Origin of the sequence: Pseudanabaena sp. PCC 7367, from assembly GCF_000317065.1 — a bacterium.
Taxonomy (GTDB): domain Bacteria; phylum Cyanobacteriota; class Cyanobacteriia; order Pseudanabaenales; family Pseudanabaenaceae; genus Thalassoporum; species Thalassoporum mexicanum.
On sequence record NC_019701.1, the window covers coordinates 3,410,808 to 3,423,587 of the forward strand.

The window sequence follows — 12,780 nt, forward strand, 5'->3', positions numbered from 1 at the left end:
TGTGCCCTTTTTCGTGGCGATCGTTGCGTTTTTTGTTGGTTTGTCCCCTTGCGGGGTAAAGGAGCGTTGCAATTCTGATTGAGGCTAACTTTCACTTTGCCTCCTTGGAATAGGCCGCACCTTTCCAGAGCGGATTTGCTCCTTGAGTTCTTCAGCTTGCTGTCTTGCTAGCCGTAAATACTCGTCAACCTGCTCTTTGGTTTGGAAGCCAATTTCAAAACCATCGAATTCATCGATCTTTTCTTTATCAAGTGCCATATTACTTATTCAATAACTCTCTTGCTGCTTCAGGTGTGAGTACCATTGCTCCACTTCCAGACTCTTTTACCTCAAAGCCCAGCTTTTGATAAAAGCCAACTAGCTCTGGCAAGGTTTCAGTCCCCTTGCGGGGTAAAGGAGCGTTGCAATATCACCCAGGGATTTATACTGGCCGTGCGGAACGACGTTTCAGTCCCCTTGCGGGGTAAAGGAGCGTTGCAATCCCTGGACAAAGAGAATGATGCAGTAACAAGCTATATCAGGTTTCAGTCCCCTTGCGGGGTAAAGGAGCGTTGCAATCCTTTGATTATGGGCAGCTTGATGCAGAGACCAGGGTTTCAGTCCCCTTGCGGGGTAAAGGAGCGTTGCAATCAGGGGCGAAGGGCAGATTGCTCCAGGAGCTACGCGTTTCAGTCCCCTTGCGGGGTAAAGGAGCGTTGCAATTGTCGCATCAAGAAGCGAACTTCGCCAGGGTATGTGTTTCAGTCCCCTTGCGGGGTAAAGGAGCGTTGCAATCCCAGCGCACACCACTTTTGTTTGACCCGACACTAAGGGTTTCAGTCCCCTTGCGGGGTAAAGGAGCGTTGCAATCACAGACAACTTGTGGTGGGTTAAAACGATCGAGGCCACATTGTTTCAGTCCCCTTGCGGGGTAAAGGAGCGTTGCAATCCAACTATCAGAAATAAGTCTTTGCTTGTTTTGCCGTTTCAGTCCCCTTGCGGGGTAAAGGAGCGTTGCAATTCCAGAATTTGACGCGGAATTGGGGGAGGTGAATGTTTCAGTCCCCTTGCGGGGTAAAGGAGCGTTGCAATAAATGCCTGTAAGTCGCTTAAGGTAAAAGCCATATGTTTCAGTCCCCTTGCGGGGTAAAGGAGCGTTGCAATACGATTCGCAAGAGATCGCCCTAATGCGAGTTAAAGGTTTCAGTCCCCTTGCGGGGTAAAGGAGCGTTGCAATTCGCTGCCAATTCTTATCCTTATTGGCCTGGATTGTTTCAGTCCCCTTGCGGGGTAAAGGAGCGTTGCAATTTTGCCACCGCCAGATTGGAGCCAAACAGCTTAATGTTTCAGTCCCCTTGCGGGGTAAAGGAGCGTTGCAATCCGATCGCCTTGCGCAACGCCTTAACTATGTTTTGCCTGTTTCAGTCCCCTTGCGGGGTAAAGGAGCGTTGCAATCGACTGATGCCTTACACAATAACTCAACCACACTGAGTTTCAGTCCCCTTGCGGGGTAAAGGAGCGTTGCAATAATGATCGAGGCATGATTAACTACCCTCCTTTGGTGTTTGTTTCAGTCCCCTTGCGGGGTAAAGGAGCGTTGCAATATCCAGGGCTGGGAGCGGTGCGGGTAGAGTTGTAAAAGTTTCAGTCCCCTTGCGGGGTAAAGGAGCGTTGCAATGTTACAAGCCAACTGCACGAACTGCACAAAATTATGTTTCAGTCCCCTTGCGGGGTAAAGGAGCGTTGCAATTAGAGGCATGTGGGGCAAGTTACAGCGGATGCCCTGGGTTTCAGTCCCCTTGCGGGGTAAAGGAGCGTTGCAATCCAGCCCATGCCTGCATACCTAGGACAATCAATGCATGGTTTCAGTCCCCTTGCGGGGTAAAGGAGCGTTGCAATCGCAGGTATCTGAAACCAAGACCCAGAAAGACTTCCAGGCGCTACCTGCGCGAACCCCTTAAAATGTTAGTACAACAGCACAACAAGAAAAGAGGTCGAAATCCTCAATCGCCTACTGAAAAAGCGATCGAGACCAAACGCGAAACTATGGGGTTTTCAAGGTTCACTATAGGTTCGCGCGGAACCTGAATTAAAAATAACCAATTTCACCACAGTTTGTCCAGCGATCGCACCTTAAGAAATATAACAACCCACCCCAACACAAAACTTCAAACAACTAAAACAAACCCGATCGCGCCATTGAAACATTATGGAATTTAAGATAATCGGCAATGTTTTAAGCTATATTGCTAAAGTTGAATAGAAGTTTACCGTTGTTCCAACCTTGACCGTAACCCAAGCCAAGCCCCTAACCCAAAAACGTCCTGTCTTCCCCTTCAGCGCCATTGTTGGGCAGGAAGAAATGAAGCTAGCCTTGATCCTCAACGTGATCGATCCCAAGATCGGCGGCGTAATGATCATGGGCGATCGCGGCACGGGCAAATCCACCACGATCCGCGCCCTCGCCAACCTGCTCCCAGAAATCCAAATTGTCGCCGACGATCCCTTCAGCAGCGATCCAGTCGATGCCGACCTGCAAAGCGACGAAGTACGGCAACGGCTCGCCCAGGGAGAGCAACTACCGATCGCCGCCAAGCAAGTATTGATGGTCGATCTGCCTTTGGGAGCCACCGAAGATCGCGTCTGCGGCACGATCGACATTGAAAAAGCCCTCACCGAAGGGGTCAAAGCCTTCGAGCCCGGGCTGCTCGCCAAAGCAAATCGCGGCATTTTATACATCGACGAAGTAAACCTGCTCGACGATCACCTGGTTGATGTGCTGCTGGATTCCGCCGCCTCCGGTTGGAACACCGTTGAGCGTGAAGGCATCTCGATCCGCCACCCGGCCAGGTTTGTGCTGGTGGGCTCTGGCAACCCCGAAGAAGGCGAGCTCAGGCCCCAACTGCTCGATCGGTTCGGGATGCACGCCGAGATCCGCACCGTCAAAGAACCAGAACTGCGGGTCAAGATCGTAGAACAACGCACCGAGTTCGATCGGGAACCCCATGAGTTTATCGATCACTACCAAACCGAGCAGGTTGATTTACAAAAGAAGATCGTCACCGCCCAGGAAAACCTCAACGCCGTAGGCATTCCCCATGAGTTGCGCCTGCACATTTCCCAGGTTTGTGCCCAGCTAGACGTAGACGGGTTGCGCGGTGATATTGTTACCAATCGCGCTGCGAAGGCTCTGGCTGCGTTTGAGGGTAAGTCAGAGGTGGATGTGGATGAAATTAAACGGGTGATCACGCTCTGTTTGCGGCATCGCCTGCGGAAAGACCCGCTCGAATCGATCGATTCTGGCTATAAGGTGCAGAAGGTCTTCGCTGAGGTCTTTGGCTTAGCGGAAGCAGAATAAAATGCGGGTTGTCTTCTTTGGTACGCCTGACTTTGCCGTGCCCACGCTCCAACATTTGCTCAATGCCGCCGATTTTGAGGTATTGGGGGTGGTGACGCAACCCGATGCCAGACGGGGACGCGGTAAAAAAATGACCCCCTCGCCAGTGAAGCAGGTGGCGATCGAACATGCTCTAAAAGTTTGGCAGCCCAATCGCCTGAAACGAGATCAAGCAACTCTGGCGGAGCTGGAAGCCCTGCAAGCAGATGTGTTTGTGGTGGTGGCCTATGGGCAAATTTTGTCACAGCAAATTCTGGACATGCCGAAGTATGGCTGTATTAATGTGCATGGATCTTTGTTGCCCAAATATCGCGGTTGTGCCCCGGTGCAATGGGCGATCGCTAATGGTGAACAGGTCACGGGCATCACCACAATGCAAATGGACAAAGGGATCGACACGGGCGATATGTTGCTGATCGCAGATCTGGCGATCGAAGCGGCAGACAATGCCGAGACGCTCTCACCCAAATTGGCGGAATTGGGTGCAAACCTGCTGATCGATACGCTGCAACAGATCGAGACTATTAAACCTCAACCCCAGGATCATAGCCAGAATTCCTATGCACCGATGATTGGCAAGGAAGACTGGCAGATTGATTGGCAAAGTGCCGCGATCGAGATTCACAACAAAGTGCGCGGCTTCTATCCCAATTGTTTTACTGACTATCAAGGCCAACGGCTGAAAATTCTGGAAACGCAATTATTAAAGCCAGCAGAGCTTAATGAGCAGGCTAAGGTAGAAATCGGCGCGATCGCCCAACTGGTCAAAAAATCTGGCTTTGCGATTCAAACCAGCACTGAACCACTGTTGATTACCAAATTACAACCCGCTGGCAAGCGCCCCCAATCCGGCTGGGATTTTGCCAACGGCGCAAGGCTGGAGGTTGGGCAATTGCTATTTCCACCAGCCTGATTAACTGCTTACAGCTTTAGCAATTTAGCAAAGCAGAGAAGGATCTTTATTTCGATTGCATGAATCTGCTGGCCATTGCCATTGCATCCCCAAGATCCACATCGCCATCCCCATCGGAATCCAGGAAGGAATTGAGCACCGAATTGCTGGCGGTTGCACCACTAGCAGCTTCCGGCTTCTTGGCTCCCGTTTGCAAGAAATTCAGCACCACTGGCACCAGGGTTGGTAGCATCGATTGCACTATTTCCATACTCAATCCAGTTTTTTGGGCGACTTCCTGGGCAGTTTGTTGTTGCTCTCGCTCCGACATTACCGATTGCACCGCTTCGGGGTTGGCATTGGTGCTGGCAAAGCGATTCACGATTTCTTCGACCTGTTGCTGTCCTTGCGCCGATCGCTTTTGCTTTAATGACGATCGCACATGCTTACCCACCACCGACATCAATAATTGCTGGGTCGATTGGTTGGCATCATTACCAGCAGCCCCACCAGTCAAACTCTGCACCGTATTAAGAATACTGCCGAGCTGGCTTTGGCTTGCCTGTTGCTCTGGATTGTTGAGCGCACCTACCACCTGGTCAAAAAGTCCCATATTATTAGTCTTTCTCCTGTCTTAATAGATAACAAGTTTTTTAGAGTTATTTTACGTAGATCTATAGATTAAACCGATCGCTAAACCATCAATTTAAGCCGCGATCTAAATCAATACTATTTCAGTATATCTACTCAGCTCTAATTAGGTTTTTGCGTTTGTAATATTCCGCCACGAAAAGCAGAGATAACTTTGCGGCATTCAAAGCACTTCTGTAAATATCTATTCGATTACAAACGCTCCTAACCCAAGAATAAGGTTCTTAGACGATCGTCGGGGTGACAAGTTGGAAATCATAAAAATTTGTCAAACTCGGATTGCCTCATAAAAATTACGATCGCTGACTGCAAAGGCCAGCAGCAGCATTAACTTTAAATCAGTCCTAAATCACCAAAAATAGGGATAGGATTGAATATTAGATCACTAGATCCATCGACTAACCGCAATGACCAACCTCGCGCTCAACTCCAGCCAGATCGATCGCAATGCCCTCACCCCCATGCTGCAACATTATATGGGAGTAAAAGATCGCTATTCCCATGCGGTGTTGCTTTATCGAATGGGCGATTTTTTTGAGACCTTCTTTGAGGATGCCCAACTGGTCTCGCGGGAGTTGGAACTGGTGCTCACAGGCAGAGATGGTGGTAAAACCCTGGGGCGAATTCCGATGGCTGGGATTCCCCATCATGCCCTCGATCGCTACGCCAGACAATTAGTAGCCAAGGGTTTCTCGATCGCCATTTGTGACCAGGTAGAAACCGCCGCGCAAGCGCAAGGCTTGGTCAAACGCGAAGTTACCAGAGTGCTTACGCCGGGTACTGTAATCGAAGCAGGAATGCTGGCGGCGAAGCAGAATAACTTCCTGGCAGCGATCGTGGCGGCTGATCCCAGTCATCAAAAATCAAATGGGAATAGTAAAGGTAATAAAAAATGGGGACTGGCGTTTGCCGATATTTCCACCGGCGAATTCATGACCACCCAGCTTGCCAACACAGAACAGCTAGTCCAGGAATTACTCCGCCTCCAACCGGCCGAAGTTTTATTCCCCACCGATGCCCCCAATCCAAATTTATTCGACAGCTACAGTAACTACGACGATAAAAAACGATCGCCCCAACTGGATGCGATCCCCCCTGAACTACCCGATTTTCTTTGCTACACGCTGCGATCGCAAACATCTTTTTTACTCGTGGAAGCAAAGCAGAAAATTATGACCACCTATAAGGTGCGATCGCTAGAGGGGTTTGGTTGTGCCTCCTTGTCATTGGCGATTCGTGCCGCCGGGGGCCTGTTGGAATACCTCGATTCCACCCAGAAAGATTTAAAAGCACCACTTCATAATCTCACCACCTACACCGTCACTGACTATCTAATTCTCGATCATCAGACCAGGCGCAATCTGGAAATCACCCAAACGGTGCGAGATGGCACGCTGGCTGGTTCTTTACTCTGGGCGCTGGACTGCACCTCTACTTCAATGGGCTCCAGGGCGCTGCGGCGGTGGCTTTTGCAACCCCTCAAGGATACCCAGCAAATTAGCGATCGGGCTGATACGGTGGCAGAACTGTTCCAGCATCATAACCTGCGCAAGAACCTGCGGGCTTTGCTCCATGAAATCTACGACATTGAAAGATTATGCAGTCGGATTGGTGCTGGGACTGCAAATGCGCGGGATTTAGTTGCCCTGGCCGATTCACTCAGCAAGCTTACTGATGTGGCCGATCTGCTGGCTAAGGCGGAATCCCCCTATCTCAAAACATTACAATCGCCACCGTTGGAGTTAGCTGAACTAGCGAACTTCCTCAGTGATACCCTGATTGACTCGCCACCAATTTATCTCACCGAAGGGAATATCATTCGGGATGGGGTGAGCCCCCAGATCGATCAAATTCGGCAACAGTCCGCTGCGGATGTGGAATGGCTGGCTACCCTGGAAAAAACAGAACGGGAACGCACTGGCATTAATACACTCAAAGTCGGCTATAACAAAGCATTCGGCTATTACTTAAGTATTTCACGGGGCAAAAGTGATCAAGCACCAGATGATTATATTCGCAAGCAAACCCTCACCAATGAGGAACGGTTTATTACTCCAGAACTAAAGGAACGAGAAGCCCGCATTCTCAATGCCAAAGCGGAGATAAATCAACTGGAATATGACTTGTTTGTGCAGTTGCGATCCCAGGCGGCAACTCATATTACGGCAATGCGATCGGTGGCTAGAGATTTAGCTGCGGCTGATGCCCTGGCAAGTTTGGCGGAAGTTGCAAATAAATACGACTATTGCCGTCCAGAGATTACTAGCGATCGCACCATTAATATTCAGAACGGTCGTCATCCTGTGGTGGAGCAATCGCTGCCGTCTGGTTTTTTTGTGCCCAATTCTGCTCGGCTAGGTTGCACCCAAGCGCCCGATTTAATTATTCTCACTGGCCCGAATATGAGTGGCAAAAGTATCTATTTGCGCCAAGTGGGCTTAATTCAACTCATGGCTCAGGTGGGTAGCTTTGTACCAGCCCAATCGGCAACCCTGGGCATTAGCGATCGGATCTTCACCAGGGTAGGCGCGGTCGATGATCTGGCCACCGGACAATCTACCTTTATGGTGGAAATGAACGAAACTGCGAACATTCTCAACCATGCCCAGGATCATTCCCTGGTGTTGCTCGATGAGATTGGTCGTGGCACTTCCACCTTTGATGGCATGGCGATCGCCTGGTCGGTAGCGGAACATATTGCCAAGCAAATCCAGGCCAGGGCAATTTTTGCTACCCATTACCATGAATTAAATGAACTGGCGAGTTTGTTAACGAATGTGACTAATTTCCAGGTGACGGTCAAAGAGCTGGAAGACGAGATCATCTTTCTGCATCAGGTGCAACCCGGTGGAGCCGATCGCTCCTATGGGATCGAGGTGGGGCGATTGGCTGGTTTGCCCCCGGCGGTGATTGCTCGTGCTAAGCAAGTCTTGGAGCAGATCGCTCGCAATAGCCACATTGCCACTGGATTACGGCGGGGTAGTTCGGCTAAGGCAACTAAGGGAAAAAAGAATCAGGCTAAAAGCCAACTTTCTATTTTTGAGACTAGTATGGAAGGCTCTGCTTCCCACAATCAAGCAAATCCAGATTTAGATTTAGATTCAGCAACAGATCCAGATAACTAGCTTTAAGTACCTAGAATATAAGATCTTTGCAGTCATTATTATCAGAGATCGCCTGAGAATCCTATTACGTCTTAGCAATCGGTTTGCACCTTGCATAGATGTTTTATAGCCGCATCAGCAAAGGTCTAATTTTTAATTATTAGAGGCATCAAAACGATCGGGAAAAATATATAGTACCTCTTCGCGCAGGAAATAAAGACGAGCCGTGTTCGGAGCAAGTTCGGCACCAAAATAGTCGATCGTTGAGGTGCGAATATTATTATAGAGTTCGTCGATATCTTTCCCTTCAGTGGCGATCGCCTCGCCGATGGCGCTAGCCGTATAGCCGCCGCGAATTTTTTCCGTGATTGTAAAAACTATAGCCATAATTCGTTTGGGGATAGTGAAGGTTTTTAGTTGATTAAGGGATTGGGGGCGAGGTAAAGGACTCGCTAAGTTCAATTCAACGCAGGGTGGTTTGGGTAATGTGCCAAGATTCATTTGCATCGCCTCATCAGCATTATTTTGATCGGGTCTATAGACTTAAAGGGTGTAGTTCTATTTTTTATGCACAGACATAATTAGCCAGCATGAAACTGCCGCCATCTTGCTCCAAATTAATGCAACTTTTAGTGAATTCGTGAATAGTAAAATCAGCCAAAGAAGGTATTGGGAAAACTAGTTCCAATGGCGTTATAGTTATCAACTAGTTGCATCGATCGATTGTGCATTTATTGACATCTCACGGAGTTAAGATAATCAACTAAATTGCATTGCGATCGATGGGAACCATTGGAACTAGGCAATGTGTAACGGATCAAGTTGATGCCCTAAGCCTAGCAAGGTCGGCTCTGAAGACCTAGAAATTGAAGATATTAGCAAAAAAATGTTGGCAAGCCGAAATCGACTTCCCAGAAGTGTTTATAGCGTTTAAAATAAAATAGCTACAATATTTTTTGTCCAGACCACAAAGATCGCTCCGATTGAGCAAGCGATCGTAATACCTTAATCAAAATAGCTGTAGCGCTTTTAATACAGTGTATTTAGTCGGGTATTTAGCCGGACTTTTTATCCAGACTTGAGGCAAGAGGTATCACTTCAAACTCAGCTCTATTAAAACACTAAATCAAATATGATGCAAATATAAATGTTTTGAGTTGAAATGTTTTTTATTTCCGAGTTTTATGGCAAGTCAAGATCAGAAACATGCCTACCGCGATCGCACTGCCTTTGAGCGATTGCTGTTGTTGATTGCTGTTTTACTAAAGCATCCTGGCATTGGTAGCAATGAGCCGGAGCTATCGGGTGGAGCGGATCTTAAGTCACTTAAGTCACTTAAGTCAGTCAGTGGGCAAAGCTCTCTGCCAAAGCAGCAGCAAGCTAAACAGTTTAGTAAGCAGTCGGCAAAGCATCACGATGCCCTGATGCCAGTGGCGAACAAGATGCAAGAACTAGCGACGCAGTTGCATATTGACCTGCCCAATTGTTCCATCGCTGCTCTGCGCAAGGACTTAAGAACGCTAAGACAATATGGCATCTTGGCTGCCGATCAAAAGTTCCGCTGGGGGTATTACCTGGGTACAGGGGTTCTACAGCAAGAAGAATTAAAGATTGCGCTCCAGACTTTCTATTCCCTGGCCGAATATCAAAAAGACCCCAAAATTAGCGAGATTTATCAACGCCTCCGCCGTCGCTTGCAGGCGCAGAAATGGGAGGAAGGGAAAGAGCTTTATCACTCTAGGGTGTTGTTTAATCGGGTGATTACCCACACCAAAACAGAAGAGACGATCGAGCAGGGGGTTTTTAGCAAGAACCTCAATCTCTACCACCAGATCGATCGAGTGGAGCGAGCAATCCGCCAGGGGGAATGCTTAAGACTAACGCGGCATAGCAATCCTTACCAGACAGATCAGGTGGGCGATCTGGAAATTTACCCACTCCAGTTCATTTACTACAACATTGCCTGGTATCTGCTATTTGAGCATTCGGATAGTGGCCTGTTGGCGATCGAACGGGTCGATCGTTTTGCTGATCAGTTCCAGGTGATCGCTGCCCAATCACGATCGCTTACTATTCAACGACAACGACTGAAATCAGCCCATAAGCTACTAGACCTGGGTTGGGACTTGCATCTAGGTAATTCAAAAAAAGAGCAAGAGGATGAGCTGAGTGGGAAACTAAAGCCAATCAAGGTAACTGTTCGTTTTTCTGCCCAGGTTGCCCCATTTATTTCCGAGGGGGATTTACGCCATCCCAGCCAGCAGGTTAAGGAAGTAAAGGAAAACGGCATTTTAACTTATGTGGAATATACAGTTTATCTGCCACGGCGATCCTACGGTGAATTTAGACGTTGGGTGCATCGCTTTATGGCGGATGCGATCATTGTTGAACCTACTGAATTAGCTACGCAACATTTCAAAGATGCTCAGGCTCTTTACAAAAAGCTGGCAGCGTTGAAAGAAAATACCTAAAAAACAAAATTCCCCTGTCCAGTGTTTTTTCAAGCAAGGTATTGGGCAAGCTCAATGTAACTACAGGGTAACTACAGGTGATTGAACTCAGGCAATCGTTATTCTTGCCAAAATTCTTGTCAAAGAGGTCTCTTATCGAAATTATCTTGTCTTGGCCTGAGTTGAGATATGAAATACGCTGTAGGATTGCTTCGGGTTAATATGAAACGGCTAGACCAGAGTTTTAAGCATGTTCCCCTTTAAGTTACGCAAACCAAAGTCAAAGACGGTTAGATTTTTGTGGGCAACATGCATAGCGATCGGCCTGTTTTTGCTGAGTGCCTATGCTCCCTTTGCTCTACAAACCACCTCCGCACAGTCAGGGCTACAACCGATCGCCCCACCAGAGCAAATCCGGGGCGTATGGTTAACCAATGTAGCCAGTGGCATCTTTTTTGTACCCTGGGGAATCAAGCGATCGCTGCAACAGCTTGCCCAGCTTAATTTTAATACGATCTATCCAGTGGTCTGGAATCGCGGCTACACCCTCTATCCCAGTGCGATCGCCGCCCCACTAACCGGCAAAAAGCAAATGCCCTGGCTAGGTCTAATGCATCTGGGTCAAGATGTTTTAGCCCAAACTATCAATCAAGCCCATCAATATGGCTTGCGCGTGCTGCCCTGGTTTGAATATGGCTTCATTGTGCCCACGGTTTCACAAATAGCCCAGCAACACCCGGAATGGCTCACCCATACTCTGGCGGAAAGTCAACAACAGCAAGGCAATCGCCATGTACAAGCAGCATTAGTTGCGGCAGATTTTCCTGAAGCGGTTGATCAACCCCTAATTCCGCAATCCTGGCTCAATCCATTTCATCCCCAGGTACAAGAATTTATGTTGAACTTAATTCTTGAGGTGGTGAATAACTACGATATTGATGGCATCCAGTTTGATGATCATTTCAGTTTGCCAGTGGCCTATGGCTATGATTCATACACGATTGAACTTTATCAACAGGAACATCAAGGCCAACTTCCGCCTGAAGATGCTAGCGACGAACAATGGGTAAGCTGGCGATCGCAAAAGATCTCTGAGTTTATGCAGCGGATCGCTACCGCCGTGCGTGAAGTCAAACCAGAGCTAATTATTTCCCTTTCGCCCAACTCCTACAACTTTGCCTATAAATACCATTTGCAAGATTGGCTTACCTGGGTAGAATCTGGCTGGGTGGATGAATTGATTTTGCAGGTCTATCGCAGTGATCTTGCTAGTTTTAGCGCTGAATTGGGGCAATCTGCCTTGCAAACCGCACGCCAGCGTATTCCTGTAGCGATCGGCATCCTCACTGGTACATTGGGTAAGCCGATTGCGATCGAGCAGGTGCAGCAACAGGTGCAGACAGTGCAAGATCTGCAATTTAATGGCATCTCTTTCTTCTATTGGGAAACGATGTGGGGCTACTTTACACCAGAATCCCCCTATCAGCGGCGAGAGGGCTTTGCGCAGTTGTTTTAATTGGTATTTTGACTGTTGTTTTGAAATTGAGCATGTTATAGAAATAATCTTGAGCAAGCAGTTTGAATCAGTCTTGCTCCCATCAAGGAAAACTCATATCAGTGCGTTACTGCTTTGAAATTAAGCATGATAATTAAGTGAAGACGGTTAAGTTAGGCTGTGGATTTTGGCTGCTGTGGACAATCCTGACCCTGGTTGGGTTTGGTGCTAGTTTGTATTGGGTTGAGGTGGGTGAAAGTCCCTATTTGGGAGCAAAGGCAGGTTTAATTGGCGGCCTTGCGATCGGCACCTGTCAAGCGATCGCCCTGCGTCCATTGGTGCCCAGGTTTTGGGTGTGGATTATGATTAATGCCCTAGTTTGGGTGATCTTAGGGATTAGCGATATTGGTGCGATCGGCTGGATTGCACCACGCACGGGCTCACTGGCGGTGCGATTAATTTATGGCCTGGTTTATGGCAGTATCACCGGTTTATTTCTGGGTGGTTGCCAATGGGTGGGATTACGAATGGAGATGCGTCAGCAAGCTCCTGCTCTATTCGCCTGGCTAGTTGGTAATGGTGTAATCTGGTCAGTTGCTCTGGCGGTGGGTTGGCTAGTTGGTGGCTGGCTGAGGGCATTTTCTAATTTATTCCTGGGTGAGGTGCTGGGCTTGGTCATGACCTGGGCGATCGTGGCTGGTTTGAGTGGTTGGTGGTTGGTCTGGTGCATTAATGTTAAAAGTGGCGATCAAGCTGCCCTGGCGATCAGCATCGATCAAAATTCCTAATTTCAATAAACTAATCACAATCAA

The 12,780-nt window shown here is 48.3% G+C and carries 9 protein-coding genes and 1 CRISPR repeat array; of the genes, 6 read left to right on the forward strand and 3 right to left on the reverse strand.

The window, feature by feature from the left end; all coding sequences use genetic code 11:
• Window positions 1-84 precede the first annotated feature (84 nt).
• The gene (locus PSE7367_RS22100; protein ID WP_015165919.1) at window positions 85-258 is read right to left on the reverse strand and encodes a hypothetical protein; all 174 of its coding nucleotides are present in this window, start codon (window positions 256-258) and stop codon (window positions 85-87) included.
• Window positions 259-371: 113 nt separating this feature from the next.
• Window positions 372-1,878: direct repeats of the CRISPR family, unit length 37 nt; unit sequence GTTTCAGTCCCCTTGCGGGGTAAAGGAGCGTTGCAAT.
• Between the two features lie 385 nt (window positions 1,879-2,263).
• Between PSE7367_RS22100 and bchI the strand changes: the two genes are divergently transcribed.
• Window positions 2,264-3,337, forward strand: a complete 1,074-nt coding sequence (gene bchI, locus PSE7367_RS13505; RefSeq protein WP_015165920.1) for a magnesium chelatase ATPase subunit I — start codon at window positions 2,264-2,266, stop codon at window positions 3,335-3,337.
• Between the two features lies 1 nt (window position 3,338).
• Window positions 3,339-4,289 carry a methionyl-tRNA formyltransferase gene (gene fmt / locus PSE7367_RS13510; protein WP_015165921.1) on the forward strand — a complete coding sequence of 317 codons (951 nt, stop codon included), beginning with the start codon at window positions 3,339-3,341 and terminating at the stop codon, window positions 4,287-4,289.
• A 46-nt stretch (window positions 4,290-4,335) separates the two neighbouring features.
• On the opposite strand, the gene PSE7367_RS13515 is transcribed toward fmt, so the two are convergent.
• The gene (locus tag PSE7367_RS13515; protein WP_015165922.1) at window positions 4,336-4,881 is read right to left on the reverse strand and encodes a DUF937 domain-containing protein; all 546 of its coding nucleotides are present in this window, start codon (window positions 4,879-4,881) and stop codon (window positions 4,336-4,338) included.
• A 445-nt stretch (window positions 4,882-5,326) separates the two neighbouring features.
• Between PSE7367_RS13515 and mutS the strand changes: the two genes are divergently transcribed.
• Entirely contained in the window at window positions 5,327-8,044 is a 2,718-nt protein-coding gene (gene mutS / locus PSE7367_RS13520) for a DNA mismatch repair protein MutS (protein ID WP_015165923.1), read from the forward strand.
• A 132-nt stretch (window positions 8,045-8,176) separates the two neighbouring features.
• Here the strand turns inward: mutS and PSE7367_RS13525 are convergent, their stop codons facing one another.
• On the reverse strand, window positions 8,177-8,410 hold the full coding sequence (locus PSE7367_RS13525) for a 2-oxoisovalerate dehydrogenase (RefSeq protein ID WP_156800405.1): 234 nt from the start codon (window positions 8,408-8,410) through the stop codon (window positions 8,177-8,179).
• A gap of 797 nt (window positions 8,411-9,207) precedes the next feature.
• Here PSE7367_RS13525 and PSE7367_RS13530 point away from each other — a divergent pair.
• From PSE7367_RS13530 to PSE7367_RS13540, 3 genes are all read left to right on the forward strand, one after another.
• Window positions 9,208-10,494 (forward strand): helix-turn-helix transcriptional regulator, encoded by a 1,287-nt coding sequence (locus tag PSE7367_RS13530; RefSeq protein ID WP_015165925.1) that lies wholly within the window; start codon window positions 9,208-9,210, stop codon window positions 10,492-10,494.
• Window positions 10,495-10,723: 229 nt separating this feature from the next.
• Complete coding sequence (locus PSE7367_RS13535; RefSeq protein WP_015165926.1) at window positions 10,724-11,989, forward strand: glycoside hydrolase family 10 protein; 1,266 nt, start codon at window positions 10,724-10,726, stop codon at window positions 11,987-11,989.
• Window positions 11,990-12,126: 137 nt separating this feature from the next.
• Window positions 12,127-12,756: a hypothetical protein gene (locus tag PSE7367_RS13540; RefSeq protein ID WP_015165927.1), complete on the forward strand. Its 630-nt coding sequence runs from the start codon at window positions 12,127-12,129 to the stop codon at window positions 12,754-12,756.
• Window positions 12,757-12,780 lie beyond the last annotated feature (24 nt).